Here is a 23,258-nt window from a genome sequence, read left to right as displayed (position 1 = left end):
CACCTTTCCCCTGGGCGGCGAATCGATCGTTGCTGCTCGAAGCAATAGCCGGTCGCCGCCGGGGAGGAAATGGCTGTCCTTAAGCTCCGATTTCGGAGGCTTCGACCGTCTCGGACGGCTCGGCTGCCCGAGCAACGAGCCGCACCGTCTTGATGCGGCGCGGATCGGCGTCGAGCACTTCGACCTCCCAGCCTGGGAGATCGTCGGAAGCGATCACCTCACCGCGGACCGGAATGCGGCCGAGGGCGGCAAATAGCAGGCCACCCAGCGTGTCTACGTCCTCGTCGTAGTCCGCAAACGAGAAGCTCGGCCCGATGGCAGCTCGCACCTCATCGAGATCGGCGCGAGCGTCGGCGAGGTAGACGCCGTCCTGCACCGTCTTGACCAGCGGCCCATCCTCGTCGTCGTGCTCGTCATCGATCTCGCCGACAATGGTCTCGACCACGTCCTCGATGGAGACGATACCGTCGGTGCCGCCGTACTCGTCGATGACCAACGCCATCTGGATATGCGTCGCCTGCATCTTCTGCAAAAGGTCGGTGGCCGGCATGGACGGCGGTACGAACAGAACGGCGCGCACCAGCTTGGCCGCTTCGAGCGTTATATCGAGGTCCACCTGGCCGACGTCGAGACGTCCCTCGTCCTCCTCGGCCGCGGCATCGATGCGTGCCTTGCCGGTAATGTGGGTGATGAGGTCCTTGATGTGGACCATGCCGATGGCATCGTCCAGCGTCTCCCGATAAACCGGCATGCGTGAATGGCCGGAGGCCTCGAACAGCTCGAGCAGCTCGGCGAGCGTCGTGTCGGCGTCGACGGCGGCGATGTCGGCGCGCGGCACCATCACGTCGGCGACACGCGTTTCCCTGAGGCGGAGGATATTGCGGATCAGCGTCCGTTCCTCGGGCGAAAAGGCAGCATCGAGCGCATCTTCCTGGCTGAGCGCTTCCTCGAGATTCTGCCGGAGTGTCGCCGAAGTCTTGAAGCCGAAGGCCTCGCGCAACCGCGCGAGCCAGCTCAATCCGGAACCTGGTCCACCCTCGGCCGAGGCTCCTTGCTGGGCTACTGAGGTCGTATTTTGACTGCTTATACTGTGACTGTCGCTGTCGCTCATCGTCCTTCTTCCGCGCCGCCGGCTAGCCCTCCCGGCCGCTGACGGACGCCCCGGTAATGCCGTCCCTCAGTGGCCGGCGCCGCCCATCGGCGCGTCGGCATAGGGGTTGGCGATTCCAAGCCGGGCGAGGATGGCTGTCTCAAGCCCCTCCATCTCCTCGGCTTCGTCGTCGTTCATGTGATCATACCCGACGAGATGCAGGAATCCATGCACGATCATGTGCAGGAAATGCTCTCGAAAGGAAATGCCTTCCTCAACCGCTTCCCGCGCCACAGTCTCGTGCGCGACCACAATATCGCCGAGGAGCGGCCCGTAGGCATCGGCGTCCGGATCGTCCTGTGGGAACGACAGGACGTTGGTCGGCTTGTCGAGGCGGCGATGATCGCGGTTGAGCAAACGGATCGCCGCGTCGTCGGTGAGCAGCAGCGACAATTCCGCATCGTCGGCAATCTCGGCATCGGCCGCCGCCGCCGCCATGGCGACGGCGGTCTCGACATCATCGCGCCAGTCCTCCGCCTCGCCCCAAAGGGGGCTTTCCGCGAGGATATCGACGGCGATCACGCTCATGCCTTCCCTCCGCGGGCGGCGGCAAGTCGTTCGCGGCTGTCGTCGTCGTAGGCCTTGACGATGCGCGCCACCAGTTCGTGGCGAACCACGTCCTCGTGGGTGAAACGCACCTGAACGATACCGGGGGCGTCGGCCAGAATACGGCTGGCCTCGACCAGGCCGGACACCTGCCCGGCCGGCAGGTCGATCTGACTGGGGTCGCCGGTGACGATCATCTTTGAGCCATCGCCGAGGCGGGTGAGAAACATCTTCATCTGCATCGACGTGGTGTTTTGCGCCTCATCGAGGATGACGGCGGCGTTGGCCAGCGTGCGACCGCGCATGAAGGCCAGCGGCGCAATCTCGATGGCGCCAGAAGTCAGCGCCCGCTCCACCCGCTCGGGTGGCATCATGTCGTAAAGTGCGTCGTAGAGTGGCCTGAGGTAGGGGTCGATCTTCTCGCGCATGTCGCCCGGCAGAAATCCGAGCCGCTCGCCGGCTTCCACGGCCGGCCGGGACAGCACGAGGCGCGCTACTTCTCCGCGCTCGAGCAGCGCCGCTGCGTGCGCCACGGCGAGATAGGTCTTGCCGGTGCCGGCCGGCCCCAGTCCGAACACCAGGGTCGAGCGCTCCATGGCGCGAATATAAGCGTCCTGTGCCGGGTTGCGGGCGATCACGGTCTTGCGTCGCGTGGATATGGCGGCGAGCTGCAACCGGGAGCCGGCGTCGATCGCAGGCAGCGGTAACTGATCACCGACCGCCAATGACATGCGAATCGCCCCCTCCACATCGGCCGAGGTAATCGCCTGGCCGGCCTGCAAGCGACCATAGAGCGCTTCAAGTACATCACGTGCTCGGGCGGCGGCGTCATGAGATCCACGAATGGTCACCTGATTGCCGCGCGCCGTGGCATCGACACCGAGCTTCTGCTCGATCAGCGCCAAATGCTGATCGAACTGACCGTAAAGCGGGCCGATCAGCCGGTTATCCTCGAAAACGAGCACCAGATGAGTGAGGTCGGACGCATAATTCATGGCGTTCCCCGGATAGGTCGCAGTGTTGGCGACGGCATGGTCGGTGCGTGTCGTGGCAGGCTCATGCCGACCGCCGGGCCGGTACGGGCTCGCCTTGGAGCCGACCGATCAGGCTATGGCCGCCGATCGCCTCGATGGTAACCTCGACGATTTCACCGATCAGCGACGACGGTGCCGTGACAGCCACTGGCTGCAAGTAGGGCGAGCGCCCGACGATCTGGCCGGAAAGACGACCGGGTTTTTCTAAAAGCACAGGCAGGGTGCGGCCGACAAGGCGCTCGGCGAAAGCTTTCAGCTGTGCTTCGAGCAGCACTTGCAGGCGCTGCAGCCGCTCGCTTTTCACCGCTTCAGGGATCTGATCGGCCAGACCCGCCGCCGGCGTGCCCGGACGTGGCGAATATTTGAACGAGTAACAGGCCGCATAATCGATGGTGCGGACGAGGTCCATGGTGGCCGCGAAGTCTTCCTCGGTTTCGCCGGGGAAGCCAACGATAAAATCGCCAGAGATCGCCATGTCCGGCCGCACCGTTCGCATGCGGTTGACGAGGGCGATATATTCGGCCGCGGTATGGCGGCGATTCATGGCTGCGAGAATGCGGTCGGAGCCAGACTGCACGGGCAGATGCAGATAGGGCATCAGCTTGGGATTGCCGGCGTGCGCGGCGATCAGAGTATCGTCGAGATCTCGCGGATGACTGGTAGTGTAGCGGATACGGGCAAGGCGCGGCAGCTCGGAAAGGCGGGCCAAGAGACCGGCGAGGCCGACCGTCCGACCTTCATGATCCACGCCATGGTAGGCATTGACGTTCTGGCCGAGGAGCGTGATCTCGCGCACACCGGCGGCCACCAGGGTCTCTGCTTCCTCGACGATCTTCTCGACCGGCCGCGAGGCTTCCGAGCCGCGCGTGTAGGGGACGACGCAGAAGGTACAGAACTTGTCGCAACCTTCTTGCACCGTGAGGAAGGCCGTCACGCCACGAGACCTGACCGCCGTCTCGGAGGGGGCGACGAGGTGATCGAACTTGTCTTCGGCCGGAAACTCGGTCTCCACGACCTTTTGCCGGACCGGCGCCTTGCCTTCGGTGGCGGTCGGTCTTTCGCCCAAGCGTACCCGCTCGATCAGTTCGGGCAGGCGGTGGTAGGTCTGCGGTCCAAATACCATGTCGACGACCGGCGCTCGGGCGATGATCTCTTCGCCTTCCGCCTGGGCGACGCAGCCAGCGACGGCGACCAGTGTCTCTCGCCCCTCGGCGGCCCGCGCCGCCTTCAGCACGCGCAGACGCCCCAGTTCGGAATAGACCTTCTCGGCCGCCTTCTCGCGGATATGGCAGGTATTGAGGATGACGAGGTCGGCGTTCTCGGGGTTGTCGACGGCGGTATACCCAAGCGGGGTCAGTGTGTCCGACATGCGGTCGCTGTCGTAGACATTCATCTGACAGCCGTAGGTCTTGATGAAGACAGACTTCTTATCCGTCACCGTCGCTCGCTTTCCCTCGTGGGACCGGCCCACTTGGACCGTCCCGGCAAAGATAACGGCATCTAGTGCATTTTGGGGAGCGGCGAAAGGCGGTTTTCCAACAAATTCGCGCGATGATCGCACGCTGGCCTTTTCAACTGCTGGAACGATTAGCCGTCGCTGATGGTGCTCGCCGTCTTGATCGTCGGCAACGGAGCCTTACAAGGAACGGCTGTCCGACCTTTTGCCGCTCTGGAGAATTCTGCCATGCCGATCTACGAACTCGATGGAATCGCACCCGAACTGCCTGATGACGGCGACTATTGGGTCGCTCCGGATGCCCATGTAATCGGCCGGGTGAAGCTCGGTTCGCAGGTGGGCGTGTGGTTTGGCGCGGTGATCCGTGGCGACAACGAGCCGATCGTCGTCGGCGCCCGCACCAACATTCAGGAGGGAGCGACGCTGCACACCGACCCCGGCTTTCCGCTGATCATCGGCGAGGGGTGCACCATCGGCCATCAGGCGATCGTCCATTCCTGCGAGATTGGCGATAACGTGTTGGTCGGCATGGGCGCCACCATTCTGAACGGCGCCAAGATCGGCAACAACAGTCTTGTCGGCGCCAACGCGCTGGTCACCGAAGGCAAGGTGTTCCCGGAGGGATCGCTGATCGTCGGCGCACCGGCGCGGGCCGTGCGGGCGCTCGATGAAGCGACCATCGAAAAGCTGCGCCAGTCGGCGGAGAACTATGCCGCCAACTTCAAGCGGTTCAAGACGGGCTGCCGCAAGATCGCCGACTGAACGTCGGTCATGCCCGGGCCTTCTCGGCCATCTCAGGCGAAAAGGCGGAGGTAAGATAAGGGGCGATGCTTTGAAGCGGCAGTTGGCGCTCCACCGCGCCAATCTCGAAGGCGGCGCGTGGCATGCCGTAGACGATGGACGTTGCTTCGTTCTGACCAATCGTGTGGCCGCCGCCAAGTCGGATATCGAGAAGGCCCGAGGCGCCGTCACGGCCCATGCCGGTCAGGATGACGCCAAGACTGTTGATCGGACAGATGCGCGCCATCGATCGGAACAGTACGTCGACCGATGGGGCATGGCCGGAGATCCGTTCCTCGCTCCCAATGCGGCAGGTCAGGCTGGGCCCGGCATGACCGAGCTCGAACTGACGCCCTCCCGGAGCCAAATAAGCCGTGCCGGGCCGCAGGGGCTCCCCATCTTCGGCTTCCTTTATATGCAAAGCGCAGAGACCGTCGAGCCGGCTGGCAAACGAACCGGTAAACTGGCCCGGCATGTGTTGGACGATCAGGATGGGCGGCATGCTGGCCGGGAGCTCGGTAAGCACGGCGCGGATGGCTTCGACGCCGCCGGTTGACGCACCAATGCCAATCACGGCGCCGGTGCGCGAGCAGCCGATCGGTTGCGGCGGCGCGGAGATCTTGAGCGGCTTGCCTTCCGGCGCGACGCGGCGAGCACCGATATTGGCACTGGCCGCGACCTTGATCTTGTCGATCAGCTCGGTGGCGATTCTGTCGAGATCGGTGGCTCTTGCCGGCTTGCCGACCACGTCGACGGCCCCGATCTCCAAGGCGCGGATGGTGGTGTAAGCGCCTGCCTGGGTCAGCGTCGAGACCATCACCACCGGCATTGGCCGGAGCGCCATCAGCTTTTCCAGAAATGAGATGCCGTTCATGCCGGGCATTTCAACGTCGAGCGTCAGCACGTCCGGATTGAGACGTTTGATCGCTTCGCGCGCGGCGAACGGATCGGCGGCGGTGCCGACCACCTCGATATCGGGGTCATGGGCGAGAACGCCGGTCAGCATGTCCCGCATCAAGGCGCTGTCGTCGACGATGAGGACGCGGATGGGCCTTCCAGACATGGTCGTCCCTCAGAAGAGATCGACCTCGCCCTCGACTTTCGTCTTGGCGAGCCGGTCCTTGAAAGAATGTTCCTCCTCGACGAAGGCGGGGTGAACCGAAGTGCCCAGCAGGAGCCTGTGCACCACGCCGGTCGAGGGGGTGTAGTGAATGCGGCGACCATAGCCACCGCCGAGATCGGCCGAGGCGATGGCTAGATTTTCCGCCTTGAGGTAGTCGAGCACGAACGAAACGTTGGATGACCCGATCAAGGTCGTTCCGTCCGTAAGATCGGCGCCGCCGAACAGCTTGATCTCAAGGTCGCGGCGCCGGCAGCCGGACTTCAGCACTTCGTTGATCAGCACTTCCATGGCGTAATTGCCGTAGCGCAACGCGGCACTGGCGCCGTTCCATATTCCGGAGTCGCTTTCGGGCAGCATGAAATGGTTGAGCCCGCCGAATCCCGTCGCCGGGTTGCGAACGCAGGCGGCGACACAGGAGCCCAACACGGTGACGATCATTTCGTCGGTGTGCCCCGTTACATAGGCCTCGCCAGGAAGCACGCGCACGGCTTGCGTGCCGCGCCGCAAATTGTAGGCATGCCCGGCAGTCTGCCGGCACGGGCCGGCGTCGCTTTCGGGAAGCTCTGTCGGTTTCGTCTGGCCGGCACCGCGCATGCTCAGGTCCCCTTTTGGTAGATGGTCGGCCCGCGCAGGCGGAAAACCGTCTTCTGGTCGAGAATGGTCTCGGAATGGCCGATATAGAGCCAACCGCCGGGTGCCAAGAGATCGGCGAAGCGCTGCACCAATCGGGCCTTGGTCGGATTGTCGAAATAGATCATGACGTTGCGGCAGAAGATGGCGTCGAATGGCCCCTTCATCGGCCATGAATCCAGAAGATTGAGCTGCTTGAAGGCGATGATTCGTCTGAGCTCCGGCCGGACCTGCCATTCGCTGCCGCTGGTTGCGGTAAAATGTCGGTAGCGCCTGCCCTTACCAAGCTCTGCCACCGACTGCGCCGCATAGCGACCGGCGCCGCCGCGCGCTACCACCGCGCTATCTATGTCGGTCGCCAGGATCCTGGTGTCGCAGTGTACGCGTGCCGACGCCGTCTCAAGATAGGTCATGGCGATCGAATAGGGCTCTTCACCTGTCGAGCAGCCGGCTGACCAGATGCGCAGACGCGTCCGGCCGTTGACGCCATCGGTGGAGAGATCCGACAACAGGTTTTCGGCGAGGTGATCGAAGTGGTGCTTCTCCCGAAAGAACCGGGTGAGATTGGTGGTAAGCGCGTTGATGAGATATTCGATCTCGTCTTCGCCCTCGGGGCTCGAATAGTAGTCGCAGTATTCGGAAAAGGCCGAGAAGCCGAGTTCCCTCAGACGCCGCGTCAGCCGCGAATAGACCATATTGATCTTATGGTCGGGCAGAGTGATTCCCGTACGGCCGTGGATGAAAGCGGCAAGCCGACGGTATTCCTTCAGGGTGAAGGGAAATTCGCGATGCTCCGGGGTGGTGCTGAGGGCGGCCATGGCTACTCCGGGAGACTGGGCCGCGGCGAGATCGCCGCGGCTCGTTTTTTTCATCGCGCTCAGAATTCCTTCCAGTCGGCGTCGCTTTCGAAAGCGGCGTGCAGGTCGGACTGCAGACGCTGGGCGTTACGGCCACCAGCCGCTGCCACCTTCTTGGGCTGAGCCGGGCGAGGCGCTGTCTTGCCAGCGGGGCGGGTGTCGCGCCGGTCACCGGCTACGGCCGCCCGGACGGGCTGGGCAGTATCGTCGAGCCGGAAGGCCGACATGCGACCATGCATCGCCTCGGCCTGCTCCTGCAGCATGCGCGTCGCCGAAGCGTTTTCCTCGACCAGCGCCGAGTTCTGCTGGGTCATCTCGTCCATCTGGGTGACGGCCTTGTTGATCTCCTCGACGCCGGCCGACTGTTCGCGGCTGGCCGCGGCGATATCGGAGACGATGTCGGCCACCTTCTTGATCGAGCCGACAATATCGGTCAGCGCCGTGCCGGCATCGTTGACCAGCTTGACGCCGTCCTTGACCTGGGCGCCGCTCTCGACGATCAGCGCCTTGATATCCTTGGCTGCACCCGACGAACGCTGAGCGAGGGAGCGTACTTCAGAAGCAACCACGGCAAACCCCTTGCCGGCGTCTCCGGCCCGCGCCGCTTCGACAGCCGCGTTGAGGGCCAGCAGATTGGTCTGGAAGGCGATTTCGTCGATCACCGAAATGATGTCGGAAATCTTCTGCGAAGAGGTCTCGATGCGGCTCATGGCGCCGACCGCCTTGCCGACCACCTCGCCACCGTCGGTCGCCGTACTGCGAGCCGAAGCTGCGAGCTGATTGGCCTGCTGGGCATTGTCGGCGTTTTGCTTGACCGTCGCTGCCATTTCTTCCATCGAAGCAGCGGTTTCCTCAAGGTTCGAGGCCTGCTGCTCGGTCCGCTGCGAGAGGTCGGTGGTCCCCGACGATATCTCGGCGACGGCGTTGGAAATGGTGGTCGCGGCCTCCATCATATCGGCGACGACGGTCGACATGGTGTCGAGCAGCGTGTTGATGCCCTCGCAGAGGTTGGCAATTTCACCAGTCTTGCCTTCGAGGGGCACACGACGGGTGAGGTCGTTGCCGCGCGCCGCCTCGATCACTTCCTTGGATTCGCGCACGGCTGCCTGGAGGGCGTCGGCGGACCGCACCTGCTCGGTAATGTCGGTGGCGTATTTCACCACCTTGAAGGGCTTGCCGTTCATGTCGAGAATTGGGTTGTAGGAAGCCTGGATCCAGACCTCCCGGCCGCCCTTGCCGATGCGCTTGTACTGATTGGCGTCATACTCGCCACGGCCGAGCTTCTCCCAGAACATGCGATAGTCGACCGATGCGCGATAGGTCGGATCCACGAAGATCGAATGATGCTGGCCTTTGATCTCGGCCAGCGTGTAGCCGAGCGTGTTGAGGAAGTTCTCGTTGGCGTCGACCACCTTGCCGTCAAGGGAAAATTCGATCACGGCCTGCGCCTTGGAGATGGCCGAGATCTGTCCTTCGAAGTCGGCGGACTGCAGGCGCCGGGCTGTAATATCGGTGGCAATCTGCACGATCTTGAACGGCTTGCCGTCAAGGCCGATGATGGGATTGAACGATACTTCGAGCCATACCTCACGGCCGCCCTTGCCAATGCGTTTGTATTGGCCTGCCACGTGCTCTCCACGCTGCAACCCATCCCACATCAGTTTGTATTCGGCACTTTCACGCGAAGCGGCGTCGGCAAACATCGCGGCTGGCTTGCCGCGTATTTCGTCGATCGTATAGCCGAAGATCTTGCAGAAGATGTCGTTGGCGTCGGTTACGGTCCCATCGAGCGCCAGTTCCAGTACCGACTGCGACAAACGGATAGCGTCAGCCTGTCCCTTGTAGTTGGCGGTTAGCTCGGCAATCTGTTTGCCGTTTTTCTGGAAGATGGAAACAGCACCGGCGATGGTGCCTATTTCATCCTGCCTGTCGGTGCCGTCGACCTCGAACTCATAATCGCCCTCGGTGATCCGCCGCATGTAGTTGATCATTCGGCCCACGCCGCGCGTGATCTGCAGGGAGAAGAAGATGCTGGCGGCGAGCGCGATGGCCATGGCCAGGAGTACGACGCCAAGCGTTGTGAACAGCGCACTGCGCAAGCCAGACGCGTGATCTGCGAGCATGGTGACAAGAGTGTCGGCGCCACCGTGCCAGAGAGCCTGGCTCGCCTGCGACTGTGCCTTGGTTGCCTCCATAAAGCGGGTGATGTCCACGCTTTGTGGCGAGGCAGCCGTCTCGAAGGCGGTGGTAACGGCCTCCGCTTCTCCCACCAAACGAGGAACGGCGTCGGCAAAAGCGGAAATCTGGGCACTGAGAGCATCGATACGACCATCGGTGCTGTGCGCCTTCGCGACCTGGAGCACATCAAGGGCTCCGCCCGATGCTTCCTGGAACAAGGCGATCTGCGACTTCAGCAATCCCAGATCCGCTACCGATACGGAGGCCGCCCGTGACATTTCACGGATCTTGCCGGTGATTGCGACGCGATACCAAAGAACGCGCGGAATGCGGCTCATCAGCGCCTGGCCGAGATAATTGTGGTCTACCTCGGTGTCGACGGCGATGCCGGCGCCATCGGAAATGGCGGCCATCAGTCCGAGCCCGGCGTTGACCGACTGGGTCAACCGTGCGTCGAACGGCACGTGACTGCGCGGCCAATCGTAACTTGTCAGAACATCGCTGAAAGCTTTCGCCGCTTGGGTCGTGCCGAAGTCGGCATCGTGTTCGCGGCCGAGGCCGGCGAGGTCGGGAATGGTGGGAAGTACGGTGGCCGGCGTCGCCGTATCGTCGAGGGCGGAGACGGCGAGGCCGCGGATGGTTTCCCAAACGGCGACCGAATAGGCGACGCCGCCGGCCTCCTTGTGAGCCGTGGCCACGCCCTCCTCGCTCTTGCTGACGTAGAGCCAGCCGAGGATGACGATCGGCAGGCTCATGAGCGCGACGATCAGGCCGATCTTGGTACGAAGTTTCAGCGAGGTGAGTGACATGATGTCAGTTCCTGGAGGGGCCGCTCAGGCGGCGACGGCGTCGTTCGCCGGGCCATGATTGGCAAAGAGGTTTTCGAGGCTGAGGAGGACGACCATGCTGTCGCCAACAGGGATGATTCCGGCGAGGAAGGCATTGTCGATCGGCTGATCGACGTCGGGCACCGGTCGGATATCGGCGACGTTGATGGTCAGAATGTCGGAGACGGCGTCGACCAGAAGGCCGAGAAGGCGGCCGCCGATCGCAACGATGATCACGACGTGGCTGCTTGTCGTCGTGGTGAGGCCGAGGCGGAAGCGGCAACGCAGGTCGAAAATCGGGACGATGGTGCCGCGGAGGTTAAGCACGCCGAGCATGTAGTCCTGCTGATTCGGCAGGACGGTCGTCTCGGTCCAGCCCTTGATCTCGCGGACCGCCATGATGTCGATTGCGAATTCGTCGTCACCGACGCGGAAGGAAACGAACTGCCGAGTCTGCGCGGTGGTGGCGTCGAGGCCGGTGCTGGAAAGGTCTTGCGGTTCTGCCATGGAGTGAGCTCCGTCAGGTCAGGCGCTTGCAGCGATCGGCCGCGCCGTGTCGGCGGTGCGGGCATTCCGGTCGTGTAGGCGTGTGAGTTCTTCGATGTCGACAATGAGCGCGACGCGGCCATTGCCGAGAATGGTGGCGCCGGAAATGCCCGGAACCGGATCGTAATTGTCCTGTAGCGACTTGATCACCACCTGCTGCTGGCCAAGCAGTTCGTCAACGACGATGCCGAGCTTGCTGCCGTTGGCAAGTTCGATCAGCACGACGAGGCCCTGGCACGGATCGGCGATGGCCTCCGTGACACCGAACACACGGGCGAGATGGATCAGGCGGACGAATTCACCTCGAATGGACACGACCTCTCCGCCGCCGGGAATGAAGCGGATCTGGCCGCGCCCTGGGCGGAAGGACTCGATGATCGAGGTGAGCGGCAGGATGTATTTTTCCCAGCCGACCGCCACCACCATGCCGTCGAGGACGGCGAGCGTCAGCGGGATCACCAGCGTGAACCGCGTGCCTTTGCCTGGCGTCGATGTGACTTGTACGCGACCACCGAGTGCCAGCACGTTGCGCCGAACAACATCCATGCCGACGCCACGGCCCGACACGTCGGTTACGGCGGCGGCCGTCGAGAAGCCCGGTGCGAAGATCAGTTCGTCGATTTCCTCCCCGGAGAGCTTAAGGCCAGCCGGTACGATCCCCTTCTCGATGGCCTTGGCGAGGAGGCGGTCACGGTCAAAACCGGCCCCGTCGTCTTCAACATGGATAAGGATGTTGGAGCCGGCATGCTGGGCCGACAGGCGAATGACGCCCTCAGCGGGTTTGCCGGCCGCAAGACGCGTCGCCGCGTCCTCTATTCCGTGGTCGACTGCGTTACGGATCATATGGGTGAGCGGATCGGCCAGTTCCTCGATCACCGTCTTGTCGACTTCGGTTTGCTCGCCGGCCATCTCGAGCCGAACGTCCTTGCCTGTCTTGTGTCCTACGTCACGGACGAGACGCGGCATGCGCGAGAACACCGATTTGACCGGCTGCATGCGGATGGCCATCACGCACTCCTGCAGCTCGCGCGTCAGACCCGCGAGGTGCTCGAAGCCCTGATGAGCCGCGGGGTCGTCGTTGTCTCGGCTTTCCGTGAACTGTTGGGCCAGCATGGCCTGGGCGATGACCAGTTCGCCAACCATGTTGACCAGGCGATCGACGCGGAAAAGATCAACCCGGATCGAAGAGATCGAGCCGGTTTTACTCTCTGGCTTGTTGCCGATGGGGGACGGCGCGACGGCTGGTATCGGTGTCGCAGGTGCCGCGACGATGGGGGCGCTCTCGTCGGGCTTGATCGAGACGGTGGGAGCTTCCTCGATGGTTAGCTCGCATTCGTCATCGACGAATTCGAATACCTCAGCGATAGCCGCTGGCGAGCAGTCGGCATGAAGCGTCATTGTCCAGCCTAGGTAGGCGTCATCGACGTTGAAAGCCTCGAAGGAGGGGAGCCGTGTAAGGTCGCAGTCGACCGTGAGCGTGCCGAGTGTCTTGAGTTCCCGGATCAAGTAGAGCGGCTCGTTGGCGTGGCGGAACAGCTCGGCGTTGGGGCGGAAAACAATCTTGTAGGTCTTTTCCGCCGCCGGTGGCGCCTCTTCCGCGGTGCTTTCAACTGCTTTGGCGGCCGAATGGATTGGCGTTTCGCCATCGAGCAGGGCGCTGAGCTCCTCGGCGACATCGGCGCCGAAGTCGTCGGCTGGCATCTCCCCCTGACGTGCGAGGTCGATGAGGGCCGAAAATACGTCGGCGGCGGCGACAAGTGAGACGAGTGTGCGCTCATCAAGCTCAGCCTTACCGTCGCGCAGTCGGTCGAGCAGCGCCTCGAAGCGATGAGCGAAGCCGACAAGCACGGTGTAGCCGAAGGCCCCAGCCCCGGCTTTCACCGAGTGGACGGCACGGAAGATGGCGTTGAGGCTCTCGACATCACTGGAAAATGCAACGAGGGCTCCGAGACGCTCCTCGAGGTCCGCGAGCAGTTCCGTGCATTCCTCGAAGAATGTTCTGCGAAATTGGGCGAGTTCGTCAGAGCCGAAGGTCGGAGTTGACATGGCGGCTGTCCGTTATGGTCAGGCAGGGCAGACCTTGTTGACGACGGAGAGTAATTTCTCCGGTGCGAAGGGCTTGACGATCCAGCCCGTGGCGCCGGCCGCTTTGCCACTGGCTTTCCTTTCATCACCTGATTCGGTCGTGAGGATCAGAATGGGCGTCGACGCATGTGCTCCTCCGGCGCGTACGCGCTTCACCAGCGTTACGCCGTCCATGTTGGGCATGTTGATGTCGGTGATGATCAGGTCGACGCGGGTGGTGGCGAGGACGCCAAGCGCCTTCAGCCCATCTTCAGCTTCCAAGACTTCGAAGCCGGCCCCTTTCAACGTGTAGGAGACCATGTCACGCATGGTCCTGGAATCGTCAACCGTGAGTATCTTTCTCGGCATTTAGGGGGCTCCGGGCGCCGAGTTCAGCGGTAAGGCCGAGGTCGGCATAGGCTTCGCGAAAGGTTGGCGTGGTATTCACGATCGCGAGCCGGCCACCGTTCATTTCGAGCGCGCGGGCGGTTGCAACAAATAGCTGGACGGCTTGTGTGCCGAGGCGTTCGACGGCCGCGGCATTCAGCGTCAGAAGTGTGGTCTCTGAAACGAGAGGTTCGATCCGCGCATAGAGTTCATGGATACTGGACGCGTCGAGGACAGCGGCCAGATCGTAAGAAATCTTGCTTTGTTCGAATGGTGGCACCTTCGACTCACTTCAATCTATGGCGGTTGGCGCTACAGCTGTCCGGAGACCTCTGGCGACGCAATACACGCATGGATTGGTTACCGAAAACTGAAGTGGATTCTGGCTCCGATTTGCAATTCAGCTGGGTTGGTAGTCTGGGATACCGGATTTTATGAGTCTTCATTGTCAAATGCTGAATCAAACGCTGCCAAGGAAAAGTCGTTTGAAATGAAGTTGCTTAGACAAAACTGGCGGCGCCTTCGCTGCCTCTGGTAATAGAGTCTTGAAATGAATCGCTGTTTCCGTTTCAACCGTCGATGAGGTGGCGATAAGGCGGACTCGTGAACTGATATTGGTTCCATCTCGTCAACCATTGATGGAATTTATCTGTAAGTATTTAGCAGTACGTGCTTATTGGTGGCACTTGATCTGTCTCTTGGGGGAAGAAAGCACGCGAATCATCCCGCGTGACCTTGCTGCCGGGCGCGCGTCGTTGAGTTGCTCAACGGACGTTGGATCCAGAGGTCGCGGGGCTTTCCGGACGGCGGGATGCGTGACAGAAAGACCGGCGTGCGCTTTTGCTGTCGATCGGCGCTCCGCAAGAGATTCTGATATGGCTCCGCTTGAGTTCCTCCTCGTCGCCCTCTTGTCTCTCGGCCTGGAAGCGCTGATTGGTTATCCCGATCTTCTCTTTCGGCGGATCGGGCATCCAGTCACCTGGATGGGAGCGTTGATTGGCCTTCTCGATCGCACGCTCAACCGCGATGAACTCGATGCGGACCGCCGCCGGCTGAACGGTGTCCTCGCCGCCATCATCAATGTGATGGCGAGTGCCCTCGTCGCCGCGGCGGTGGGTTCGATATCCGGCCTGACTGGTCCCATCGCCGGACCTTGCCTTGCCGCTGTGTTCGGCTCGACGTTACTGGCCGCCCGCAGCCTGCATGTCCATGTCGCCGCCGTTGCCGACGCCATGCGTCGGGGCGGACTCGATGCCGGACGGCTTGCCGTGGGCAGGATCGTCGGCCGCAATCCAGCCCATCTCGACGCTGCCGGCGTCTGCCGTGCCGCCATTGAAAGTCTGGCCGAGAGCTTTTCCGACGGTGTCACGGCGCCCTTGTTCTGGATGGCGGTTTTGGGTTTACCGGGAGCAGCCGCTTACAAGGCGATCAACACAGCCGATTCGATGATCGGCCACAAGACGCCCCGTCATCTCGCTTTCGGTTGGGCGTCGGCCAAGCTCGACGATCTCGTTAACCTCCCCGCCTCGCGCCTGACCGCCTGGGCCATCGTGGCGGCGGCGCTTGCCGACGACGGCGCCTCAGCGGCGGAGGCCTTACGGGCGATCGATCGTGACGCTCGTCGCCACAAGTCGCCCAATGCCGGCTGGCCGGAAGCGGCGATGGCCGGTGCCCTCGGCTTGCGCCTCAATGGACCCAAAGTTTACGGAGACACGCGGGTCGAGGATGCCTGGATGGGCGACGGACGCGCCGAGGTGACCGCCTACGACATCGACCGGGCGCTGAGGCTCTATCGACGGGCACTGCTGTTGATTGCCGCGGTGCTGGGGCTTGTCTGGCTCGGCCTTGTCATCCTCGCCTTTGGCTGAGATCGAGGAGGCCGTCGGCGTCTAGATGGGCTGCGAGATGATCGGCGAGGCCGTCCAGCACCCGCTCGATTTCCACTTCGTAAGCGAGTGTGGAGGGAGCGGCACCGATCCAGCCAAGCAGCCTTTTCCGCTGCCAGTCGTCTGCGAACAGGCCGTGGCAATAGCTGCCGACAACATTACCATCCCGCGAAATCGCTCCCTCGTCGCCACCGTCCGAAAGGCGGGCAAACGGCCTGCAACGGTCGGGCCCCACGGTCGCCCCAACATGCATTTCGTAGCCGGAAAACGGCGTGCCGTCGGGCAGCGATACGCCGCTTACCGGCCGAAGATGCTTGTCGCCGGTCATGGTGGTCTCGACGTCGAGCAGGCCGAGGCCGCCGATCGCTTCGACTTCGCTTTCGATCCGGTCCGGGTCGCGCAATACTTGGCCGAGCATCTGGTAGCCGCCGCAGAGGCCAAGCACCTTGCCGCCCTGCCGGACATGGGCACGAATATCGATGTCCCAGCCTTCCGCCTTCAGCGCGAGCAGGTCGGGGATGGTCGCTTTCGAACCGGGCAGCAGCACGAGATCCGCCGGCGGCAGCGGTCGCCCGGCTTCGGCGAGGATTACCTCGACACCCGCCTCCTGTCTTAGAGGGTCGAGGTCGTCGAAGTTTGCGATGCGAGGCAACACTGGCACGACAATGCGCTTGCGCCCCTCGCCTTCACCTGCATCGTGGCGACTTCTGAGCCCGAGGCCATCCTCGGCCGGCAGCCGGGTCGCGCCGGGAAAATGCGGCACCACCCCGAACGAACGCCAATGGGTGTGGCGGGTAATCTCGGCGAGACCGGCATCGAACAGGGAAATGTCGCCGCGAAAGCGGTTGACGAGATAGCCGACGACCAGGGCCGCATCCTCCTCTTCCATCACCGCCTTGGTGCCGACGATCGACGCGATGACACCCCCTCGGTCGATGTCGCCGATCAGCACCACGGGCGTATCGGTGGCACGGGCAAATCCCATGTTGGCGATATCGCCGGCCCGGAGGTTGACCTCCGCCGGTGATCCTGCCCCTTCGACCAGTATCAGATCGGCATCCGCCGACAGCTGCTCGAAGCTGTCGAGCACCGCCGGCATCAGTCTGGGCTTCATCGCCTGATAGTCACGGGCTTTGGCATTGCCGACGACGCGACCCTGCACCACGACCTGCGAACCGATCTCCGACTGTGGCTTCAGCAGCACCGGGTTCATGTGGACCGATAGCGGCACGCCGGCAGCCCGGGCCTGCAGCGCTTGCGCGCGGCCGATCTCGCCACCGTCCGCCGTCGCCGCTGCGTTGTTCGACATGTTCTGCGGTTTGAACGGCCGTACCCTGAGGCCGCGTCGGGCATAGAGACGGCAAAGGCCGGCGACGATCAGCGACTTGCCGACGTCCGAGCCAGTCCCCTGGAACATCAGCCGGCTGACCATCAGAATTCGATCCCCGCCTGCGCTTTCACGCCGGCCGCGAAATGATGCTTCACCGCGATCATCTCGGTGACGCAGTCGGCCGCCTCGATCAACTCAGGCTTGGCATTGCGGCCCGTGACGACGACCGTGAGATCGCCCCGCCGTGCCTTGAGCCGTTCGACCACGTCTGTAAGCGGCAGGTGCTCGTATCGGAGCGCGATGTTGAGTTCGTCGAGGACGAGCAGACGGACCTCGGGGTCGTCCATGAGCGCTTGCGCTTTCGTCCAGGCGCTTTCCGCCGCGGCGACGTCGCGCGCCCGATCCTGCGTTTCCCAGGTGAATCCCTCGCCGAGCGTATGCCAGAATACGCCCGGAAAGCCTTCAAGCACGCGTCGCTCGCCGCTATCCCAGCCACCCTTGCCGAACTGCACGACGCCAACCTTCCAGTCATGGCCGAGAGCGCGGACGACAAGACCGAAAGAGGCGGTCGACTTGCCTTTGCCGGGGCCGGTGTTGACGATCAGAAGTCCCTTCTCGGCGATCGTCTTCGAGGCCACCTCGGCGTCTTGCACCGCCTTGCGCTTCGCCATCTTCAGCCGGTGGCGTTCGGCATCCACGTCGGTCATGTCGGCGCCTCCAGATCTAACGGCGCTCTAGTGGTTCGACTCCGACATTTGCATCCGTCTGATATCGGCCTCGGAGCAAATGTCGGAGTCATAAGAACCACTAGCAAGTTATTGTTTCTCGTGGAGTTTTTGAATTTGACATTTGACCGCGCGCCTTATGTCAGGCGGGACTCAAATGTCAAATTCGCTCCACTAGTGCGCTTCGTCCCAGTTTTGGGCGGCACGGGCATCGACGACAAGTGGCACGGCAAGCTTTATGGCCGGTTCGGCCGCGCTCTCCATGACGGCGCGCACCACTGGGATCGTCGCCGCCACTTCGTCATCCGGCACCTCGAAGATCAGTTCGTCGTGCACCTGCAGCAGCATCAGCGCCGACAGTCTCGCGTCGGCAAGCGCCGCCTCCATCCGAGCCATGGCGCGGCGGATAATGTCGGCGGCCGAACCTTGGATCGGCGCATTGATGGCTGCCCGCTCCATGAAAGCGCGCATCGACGGATTGGGCGAGCCAATCTCCGGATAATGCGCCTTGCGACCGAAAATGGTGGTGACGTAACCGTTCTCGCGCGCCTGTCGCTTGGTGGCTTCCATGTAGTCGCGGATGCCTGGAAACCGCTGGAAATAGCGCTTGATGTAGTCACCCGCCTCGTCGCGCCGTATGGAAAGCTGATTGGCGAGGCCGAAGGCTGAAATGCCGTAGATGATGCCGAAGTTGATCGCTTTGGCCCGGCGCCGGACCATCGGGTCCATACCCTCGACCGGCACGCCGAACATCTCGGAGGCGGTCATGGCGTGGATGTCGATGCCCTCGGCGAAGGCCTTTTTCAGCGCCGGAATGTCTGCGACATGGGCGAGCACGCGCAGTTCGATCTGGCTATAATCGGCCGACACAAGTTTGCGGCCGGGCGGCGCCACGAAGGCGCGACGGATCTTGCGGCCTTCCTCGGTCCGAACCGGAATGTTCTGGAGATTGGGCTCCGACGAGGCAAGGCGGCCGGTGGTGGTGGCGGCCAATGAGTAGCTGGTGTGGACCCGCTTGGTCTCCGGGTGGATGTAGCCTGGCAGCGCGTCGGTATAGGTCGACTTCAGTTTGGAAAGCTGGCGCCAGTCGAGGATGCGGCGCGGCAGTTCATGGCCCTCGGCGGCGAGGTCTTCCAGTACGTCGGCACCGGTCGCCCAGGCACCCGTCTTGGTCTTCTTGGCGCCAGCAAGGCCGAGCTTGCCGAACAGGATGTCGCCGATCTGCTTGGGCGATCCGATGTTGAAGCTCTCGCCGGCCACCTCGAAGATGCCGGCTTCCATCGCCGCCATCGACTGTGCGAACTCGCCCGATAGCCGCGACAGGATCTGCCGGTCGACGGAAATGCCCCGCATCTCCATGCGGGCGATGACGTCGATCAGAGGCCGCTCGGCCGTCTCGTAGAGGGCGGTCATGCCCTCAGCCGGCAGGCGTGGCTTCAGCACCTGCCAGAGGCGGAGTGTGATATCAGCGTCCTCCGCGGCGTAATGCGTGGCGCGATCAAGTGGCACCCGGTCGAACGTGATCATCGACTTGCCCGAGCCACAGACGTCCTTGAAGGCGATCGGCTTGTGGCCGAGCAGCACCTCGGAAAGCTCGTCCATGCCGTGCCCCATCCGGCCGGCATCGAGAGCGTAGGACATCAGCATGGTGTCGTCGCAAGGGGCCACGGTAATGCCGAGCCGCTTTAGGATGACCCAGTCATATTTGGCGTTCTGCCCGATCTTCAGGACCGAGGGATCCTCGAGAAGCGGCTTCACGACGCGCACGAAGTCACGAATGGCGATCTGGCCGGATACCAGGCCACCGCCCAGGAGGTCGCCGGCGCCGGAGACATGGGCGAGGGGGATATAGCAGGCGCGGCCAGGTGTAACGGCCAGCGACGCGCCGACTATATCCACCTGCATGGGATCGAGGCCGGAGGTTTCGGTATCGAAAGCCACACGGCCGGCCTCGAAGGCTTCAGCCACCCAGGCTTCCAGGCGGGCAAGGTCGGTGACCGTCTCGTAGGCCGAATAGTCAATGGGGATCGCCTGCATCTGGGCGCGCGCCTCGGCGGCCCGGCCAGCCGGCGTGAAAGCCCCCGCTAACGTAGATTCGCCATCCTCCCCCTCGCTTCCGGTCGGAGAGTTTGAAGGATCGAGCGCCAAGCCTGCGGTTGCCGTTTCGGCCGTTTCGGCCAGAGGAAGGGACGAGGCCTCACCCTCCGGCGGCCAATGCGTCACCGGCACTACGGCCGGCACCACCTTCGATGGCTCGACGCCAGTCGCCTCAGCAACACGGCGAATGATCGTCGAAAACTCCATCGCCTTGGCATAGGCGATCAACCGCTCGCCGATGATCGGCCTTACGCCGAGCATGTCGATCGGGTGCTCCAGCGGCACATCACGTTTCAGCGTTACCAGGCGATGCGAGATGCGGGCTTGCTCGGCGAAGGCAATCAGGTTCTCCCGCCGCTTCTGCTGCTTGATGCCGGCCGCGTTGGCGAGCAGGGATTCGAGATCGCCATATTCGAGGACGAGCTGAGCCGCCGTTTTCAGGCCGATGCCGGGAACACCCGGCACATTGTCGACCGAATCGCCGGCAAGGGACTGCACTTCGACCACCTTGTCGGGTGTCACGCCGAACTTCTCGATCACTTCCGGCACGCCGATCCGCCGGTCCTTCATCGTGTCGAGCAAGACGACGCGCTCGCCCACCAGCTGCATCAGATCCTTGTCGGAGGAAACGATGGTGACATCGGCGCCCACAGCCGCCGCCGCATCGGCATAGGTGGCGATCAGATCGTCGGCCTCAAAGCCCAGCTGTTCGACGCAGGCCACGTTGAAGGCGCGGACGGCCTCGCGAATCAGTCCGAACTGCGGTCTGAGGTCGGCAGGCGGCTCCGGCCGCTGTGCCTTGTAGAGCGGATAGATCTCGTTGCGGAACGTGACCGAGGAAGCGTCGAAGATCACGGCCAGATGCGTCGGCTTGACGCCTATGGCGGTCTGTTCGGTTTCCTTTAAAAGCCGCCACAACATGTTGCAAAAGCCGGAGACAGCGCCAACCGGCACGCCGTCCGACTTCCGTGTGAGTGGCGGCAGCGCATGGTAGGCGCGGAAGATGTAGCCCGATCCGTCGATCAGGAACACATGGTCACCGGCCCTGACCGGACGCGAGGCTGGGCTCGTGGGGGATTCTGCATTCGACATGATCAGACTATGCCCGCCTGCCCGCCGGAAGTGAAGACGCGCCGTCGCTGCCTATCGCCACTGCTGACGCTTTCCGGCCGATGTCCACCAGGGCTTTCATTTTTGAACCCATGAGCGCGGCGTCCTGCGTTCAAAACCGAAATTTCTTCGGCGTTCAATTCGAAAAGCAACGGCGGAGCGATCCCCGACCAAGGGCGGGGATGACACCCCGACGCCGCGGGGCATCATGGTCGGCGATTCGCGGGGCGGGAGCAGCCATGAAGAGTAGCGGCGGCCGGCATTTCGAGGACTTCCGGGTAGGGCAGGTGTTTCGCCATGCCAGCCCACGCACGGTCACCGATGGCGATGTTGCCTTCTACCGGGCGCTGACCGGCAGTCGCTTCGCGTTGCAGTCTTCGGACGACTTCGCGCACGCTGTCGGTCATCCGATGGCTCCGATCGATGACTTTCTCATCTTCAACATCGTGTTCGCCCAGTCGGTGCCGGATGTCGGCATCAACGCCGTCGCCAACCTCGGCTATGCGGGTTGCCGGTTCCTTGCACCGGTCTATCCCGGCGAAACGATCTCGACGGTGACCGAGGTTATTGGCCTCCGCGACACCGGCGGCCGCACAGGCGTCGTCTATCTGCGCACCACCGGCCACAAGAACGGCAGCGTGGAAGTGTTGGATTTTGCCCGCTGGCAGACCGTGCGCAAGGCGGAAGACAGCGTGTCGCCATTCTCCGAACAACTCGTGCCGCCGCTGCCGGCAGCGGTGCCCGCCGATTCTCTAGGCGCGTTTCTTCCGGTGCTCGACCTTTCTGCCTGGGATACGGGCCTCTCCGGCAGTCGGTTCCGTTGGGGCGACTATGAACTCGGTGAGAAAATCGATCACATCGATGGCATGCTGATTGACGAGGGCACCGCCATGCTGGCCGCTCGGTTCTTCGGAAACCCCGCCCGGCAGCATCCTCTGCCTTTTTCCGACGAACGGTCGCGCGGCCGCTGGCTGGTGCCCGGTGGCCTCGTCATGGCCGTTGCGCGCGCGCTGACCTTCAACGGTCTCGGCAACGCCGTCCACGTCGCGGCGATCAACGGCGGTCGCTATGTTGGACCAGTGTTCACTGGCTCAACGGTGCATGCCTGGTCGACCATCCTTGGCAAAGAGTTGATTGATGGTCGCGATGATCTGGGTGCCATGCGTGTCCGCCTCGTCGGAACTCGAGACCAGCCAACAGCTGATTTTCCCGATCGGGACGAGAGCGGCGCTTATCTGCCGTCCGTAGTCCTGGATCTCGACCTTTGGCTGCTGATGCCGCGTTAAACGCGGCCACCCCGAAGCTCAGCTGCCAGCAGGCGGCGCACCGCGGCTTCCGCTTCGAGTGATACTTTCTTCCGATCGGCGCTCCGGTCGAACCGGATAGGTTCACCGAATATGATGCTGACGTCGAAGTCGGAGGCGGCGAACATCTCTTTGGCGTGCGGCGCCAGATCCTGGTCGCCGACCCAGGAGACGATCGACCGCCCCGACCGGCCGAGCGGCAGGCCGAGCATATGAGTGTAAGCGATGGCAACCGGCTGCACGAACACCACGTCGATGCCTGTTTCCTCAAGGGCGGTACGAGCGGACCCGAACAGCGCTGAGCGGAACGGCAGAACCTGATTGCCATCCGAGGTGGTCCCCTCGGGGAACAGCATGATGACATCGCCATTTGCCAAACGACGGCCGATGCTATCCGCCTGATCGGCGGTGGCTCCGCGTCGGGTACGATCGATGAATACCGAGCGTTGCAAGCGAGCGAAGAAACCGAGCAGCGGCCATGCTCCGACTTCGCGTTTGGCAACGAACGATAGCGGCATCACCGCGCTATAGGCGGAAATGTCGATCCACGAGGCGTGGTTGGCAGCGAGAAGCAGCGGTCGCTCAGCAGTTGGACGACCATGGACGTGAAGCCTGATGCCCAGCGTCCATAGAACCAGCCGGTGAAAGGCCATTTGAAGAGAGCCGGCAAAACGCCAGCCAAAGCGCCGGGCCGGAAGATAAACAAGGACAAGGATGAAAGCGGCCACGGAAAACAGTGGCAGCGTCAATGCTGCCCTGACGTGGCCAGGTTTCACGCCTTATCCCCCTTGTTGGTCTCATCGAGCGGTACGCCGTAGAGTTCGAGCCGATGGTCAATCAGCTTATAGCCCAGCTTGCGGGCGACCTCGCGCTGCAGCGCTTCGATTTCGTCGCTGTGGAACTCGACCACCGCTCCGGTGCGGAAGTCGATCAGGTGGTCGTGGTGCTCATCGGGCAGTGGCTCGTAGCGCGAGCGGCCGTCGCGAAAGTCCAGACGGGCGATCATGCCGGCGTCGTCGAACAGCTTGACGGTGCGATAGACGGTGGAGATCGAAATATTGCTGTCGATCGCCGAAGCACGGCGGTAGACCTCCTCGACGTCGGGATGATCGACCGCCTGTTCCAGTACGCGAGCGATAATTCGCCGCTGCTCGGTCATGCGCATGCCGCGCGCCGCGCAGGCTTCTTCCAAAGAGAGCGGAGTGGATTCCTCGGTCATCGCGGATAC

General features: G+C 62.9%; 20 protein-coding genes. 3 read left to right on the top strand and 17 right to left on the bottom strand.

Annotated features, from left to right (window positions below; translation table 11 throughout):
• Window positions 1-79: 79 nt before the first annotated feature.
• The 4 genes from AB6N07_RS00510 to miaB all read right to left on the bottom strand — a co-directional run bounded on the left by AB6N07_RS00510 (window position 80) and on the right by miaB (window position 4,168).
• On the bottom strand, window positions 80-1,018 hold the full coding sequence (locus tag AB6N07_RS00510; protein ID WP_370675882.1) for a hemolysin family protein: 939 nt from the start codon (window positions 1,016-1,018) through the stop codon (window positions 80-82).
• Window positions 1,019-1,177: 159 nt separating this feature from the next.
• Entirely contained in the window at window positions 1,178-1,678 is a 501-nt protein-coding gene (gene ybeY / locus AB6N07_RS00505) for an rRNA maturation RNase YbeY (RefSeq protein WP_370675881.1), read from the bottom strand.
• Window positions 1,675-2,691 carry a PhoH family protein gene (locus tag AB6N07_RS00500; protein ID WP_370675880.1) on the bottom strand — a complete coding sequence of 339 codons (1,017 nt, stop codon included), beginning with the start codon at window positions 2,689-2,691 and terminating at the stop codon, window positions 1,675-1,677. Before AB6N07_RS00500 ends, ybeY begins: the two co-directional genes overlap by 4 nt.
• A 61-nt stretch (window positions 2,692-2,752) precedes the next feature.
• Window positions 2,753-4,168 (bottom strand): tRNA (N6-isopentenyl adenosine(37)-C2)-methylthiotransferase MiaB, encoded by a 1,416-nt coding sequence (gene miaB, locus AB6N07_RS00495; protein ID WP_370675879.1) that lies wholly within the window; start codon window positions 4,166-4,168, stop codon window positions 2,753-2,755.
• A 246-nt stretch (window positions 4,169-4,414) separates the two neighbouring features.
• On the opposite strand from miaB, the gene AB6N07_RS00490 reads away from it, so the two are divergent.
• Window positions 4,415-4,948, top strand: a complete 534-nt coding sequence (locus tag AB6N07_RS00490; RefSeq protein ID WP_370675878.1) for a gamma carbonic anhydrase family protein — start codon at window positions 4,415-4,417, stop codon at window positions 4,946-4,948.
• A 7-nt stretch (window positions 4,949-4,955) separates the two neighbouring features.
• On the opposite strand, the gene AB6N07_RS00485 is transcribed toward AB6N07_RS00490, so the two are convergent.
• The 8 genes from AB6N07_RS00485 to AB6N07_RS00450 are packed head-to-tail and all read right to left on the bottom strand — an operon-like array spanning window position 4,956 to window position 13,858.
• A complete protein-coding gene (locus AB6N07_RS00485; RefSeq protein ID WP_370675877.1) occupies window positions 4,956-6,029 on the bottom strand; it encodes a chemotaxis response regulator protein-glutamate methylesterase in 1,074 nt (357 codons plus the stop codon).
• Window positions 6,030-6,038: 9 nt separating this feature from the next.
• Window positions 6,039-6,683 carry a chemoreceptor glutamine deamidase CheD gene (locus AB6N07_RS00480; RefSeq protein WP_370675876.1) on the bottom strand — a complete coding sequence of 215 codons (645 nt, stop codon included), beginning with the start codon at window positions 6,681-6,683 and terminating at the stop codon, window positions 6,039-6,041.
• A gap of 2 nt (window positions 6,684-6,685) precedes the next feature.
• Complete coding sequence (locus AB6N07_RS00475; protein WP_370675875.1) at window positions 6,686-7,591, bottom strand: protein-glutamate O-methyltransferase CheR; 906 nt, start codon at window positions 7,589-7,591, stop codon at window positions 6,686-6,688.
• Window positions 7,592-7,596: 5 nt separating this feature from the next.
• On the bottom strand, window positions 7,597-10,563 hold the full coding sequence (locus AB6N07_RS00470) for a methyl-accepting chemotaxis protein (RefSeq protein WP_370675874.1): 2,967 nt from the start codon (window positions 10,561-10,563) through the stop codon (window positions 7,597-7,599).
• Between the two features lie 24 nt (window positions 10,564-10,587).
• Window positions 10,588-11,088 (bottom strand): chemotaxis protein CheW, encoded by a 501-nt coding sequence (locus AB6N07_RS00465; protein WP_370675873.1) that lies wholly within the window; start codon window positions 11,086-11,088, stop codon window positions 10,588-10,590.
• 18 nt (window positions 11,089-11,106) lie between these two features.
• On the bottom strand, window positions 11,107-13,173 hold the full coding sequence (locus AB6N07_RS00460; RefSeq protein ID WP_370675872.1) for a chemotaxis protein CheA: 2,067 nt from the start codon (window positions 13,171-13,173) through the stop codon (window positions 11,107-11,109).
• Window positions 13,174-13,191: 18 nt separating this feature from the next.
• Complete coding sequence (locus AB6N07_RS00455; protein WP_370675871.1) at window positions 13,192-13,560, bottom strand: response regulator; 369 nt, start codon at window positions 13,558-13,560, stop codon at window positions 13,192-13,194.
• Window positions 13,535-13,858, bottom strand: coding sequence for an STAS domain-containing protein (locus tag AB6N07_RS00450; protein ID WP_370675870.1), 324 nt, complete (start codon window positions 13,856-13,858; stop codon window positions 13,535-13,537). The genes AB6N07_RS00455 and AB6N07_RS00450 overlap by 26 nt, the downstream gene beginning before the upstream one ends.
• 595 nt (window positions 13,859-14,453) lie before the next feature.
• On the opposite strand from AB6N07_RS00450, the gene cbiB reads away from it, so the two are divergent.
• Window positions 14,454-15,446 (top strand): adenosylcobinamide-phosphate synthase CbiB, encoded by a 993-nt coding sequence (gene cbiB / locus AB6N07_RS00445; RefSeq protein WP_370675869.1) that lies wholly within the window; start codon window positions 14,454-14,456, stop codon window positions 15,444-15,446.
• On the opposite strand, the gene AB6N07_RS00440 is transcribed toward cbiB, so the two are convergent.
• The 3 genes from AB6N07_RS00440 to polA form a co-directional block, all read right to left on the bottom strand.
• On the bottom strand, window positions 15,427-16,896 hold the full coding sequence (locus tag AB6N07_RS00440; RefSeq protein ID WP_370675868.1) for a cobyric acid synthase: 1,470 nt from the start codon (window positions 16,894-16,896) through the stop codon (window positions 15,427-15,429). The genes cbiB and AB6N07_RS00440 overlap by 20 nt on opposite strands.
• Window positions 16,896-17,501 carry a cob(I)yrinic acid a,c-diamide adenosyltransferase gene (gene cobO / locus AB6N07_RS00435; RefSeq protein WP_370675867.1) on the bottom strand — a complete coding sequence of 202 codons (606 nt, stop codon included), beginning with the start codon at window positions 17,499-17,501 and terminating at the stop codon, window positions 16,896-16,898. The genes AB6N07_RS00440 and cobO overlap by 1 nt, the downstream gene beginning before the upstream one ends.
• Window positions 17,502-17,693: 192 nt before the next feature.
• On the bottom strand, window positions 17,694-20,708 hold the full coding sequence (gene polA / locus AB6N07_RS00430) for a DNA polymerase I (RefSeq protein WP_370675866.1): 3,015 nt from the start codon (window positions 20,706-20,708) through the stop codon (window positions 17,694-17,696).
• A gap of 257 nt (window positions 20,709-20,965) precedes the next feature.
• On the opposite strand from polA, the gene AB6N07_RS00425 reads away from it, so the two are divergent.
• Entirely contained in the window at window positions 20,966-22,012 is a 1,047-nt protein-coding gene (locus tag AB6N07_RS00425) for a MaoC family dehydratase (RefSeq protein WP_370675865.1), read from the top strand.
• Here AB6N07_RS00425 and AB6N07_RS00420 read toward each other — a convergent pair.
• Both AB6N07_RS00420 and AB6N07_RS00415 read right to left on the bottom strand, forming a co-directional pair.
• On the bottom strand, window positions 22,009-22,806 hold the full coding sequence (locus AB6N07_RS00420) for a lysophospholipid acyltransferase family protein (protein ID WP_370675864.1): 798 nt from the start codon (window positions 22,804-22,806) through the stop codon (window positions 22,009-22,011). The genes AB6N07_RS00425 and AB6N07_RS00420 overlap by 4 nt on opposite strands.
• The gene (locus AB6N07_RS00415; RefSeq protein ID WP_370675863.1) at window positions 22,803-23,249 is read right to left on the bottom strand and encodes a Fur family transcriptional regulator; all 447 of its coding nucleotides are present in this window, start codon (window positions 23,247-23,249) and stop codon (window positions 22,803-22,805) included. Before AB6N07_RS00415 ends, AB6N07_RS00420 begins: the two co-directional genes overlap by 4 nt.
• Window positions 23,250-23,258 lie beyond the last annotated feature (9 nt).

Origin of the sequence: Pleomorphomonas sp. PLEO (assembly GCF_041320595.1) — a bacterium.
Taxonomy (GTDB): Bacteria; Pseudomonadota; Alphaproteobacteria; order Rhizobiales; family Pleomorphomonadaceae; genus Pleomorphomonas.
The sequence above is the reverse complement of the archived record's forward strand: the minus strand, read 5'-3'. Positions and strand labels throughout refer to the sequence as shown.

Coding starts and splice junctions, on each gene's coding strand:
- ybeY (WP_370675881.1), bottom strand. CDS start 1,678: ATGAGCGTGATCGCCGTCGATATCCTCGCGGAAAGCCCCCTTTGGGGC.
- AB6N07_RS00500 (WP_370675880.1), bottom strand. CDS start 2,691: ATGAATTATGCGTCCGACCTCACTCATCTGGTGCTCGTTTTCGAGGAT.
- AB6N07_RS00490 (WP_370675878.1), top strand. CDS start 4,415: ATGCCGATCTACGAACTCGATGGAATCGCACCCGAACTGCCTGATGAC.
- AB6N07_RS00485 (WP_370675877.1), bottom strand. CDS start 6,029: ATGTCTGGAAGGCCCATCCGCGTCCTCATCGTCGACGACAGCGCCTTG.
- AB6N07_RS00480 (WP_370675876.1), bottom strand. CDS start 6,683: ATGCGCGGTGCCGGCCAGACGAAACCGACAGAGCTTCCCGAAAGCGAC.
- AB6N07_RS00475 (WP_370675875.1), bottom strand. CDS start 7,591: ATGAAAAAAACGAGCCGCGGCGATCTCGCCGCGGCCCAGTCTCCCGGA.
- AB6N07_RS00470 (WP_370675874.1), bottom strand. CDS start 10,563: ATGTCACTCACCTCGCTGAAACTTCGTACCAAGATCGGCCTGATCGTC.
- AB6N07_RS00465 (WP_370675873.1), bottom strand. CDS start 11,088: ATGGCAGAACCGCAAGACCTTTCCAGCACCGGCCTCGACGCCACCACC.
- AB6N07_RS00460 (WP_370675872.1), bottom strand. CDS start 13,173: ATGTCAACTCCGACCTTCGGCTCTGACGAACTCGCCCAATTTCGCAGA.
- AB6N07_RS00455 (WP_370675871.1), bottom strand. CDS start 13,560: ATGCCGAGAAAGATACTCACGGTTGACGATTCCAGGACCATGCGTGAC.
- cbiB (WP_370675869.1), top strand. CDS start 14,454: ATGGCTCCGCTTGAGTTCCTCCTCGTCGCCCTCTTGTCTCTCGGCCTG.
- AB6N07_RS00440 (WP_370675868.1), bottom strand. CDS start 16,896: ATGGTCAGCCGGCTGATGTTCCAGGGGACTGGCTCGGACGTCGGCAAG.
- cobO (WP_370675867.1), bottom strand. CDS start 17,501: ATGACCGACGTGGATGCCGAACGCCACCGGCTGAAGATGGCGAAGCGC.
- polA (WP_370675866.1), bottom strand. CDS start 20,708: ATGTCGAATGCAGAATCCCCCACGAGCCCAGCCTCGCGTCCGGTCAGG.
- AB6N07_RS00425 (WP_370675865.1), top strand. CDS start 20,966: ATGAAGAGTAGCGGCGGCCGGCATTTCGAGGACTTCCGGGTAGGGCAG.
- AB6N07_RS00415 (WP_370675863.1), bottom strand. CDS start 23,249: ATGACCGAGGAATCCACTCCGCTCTCTTTGGAAGAAGCCTGCGCGGCG.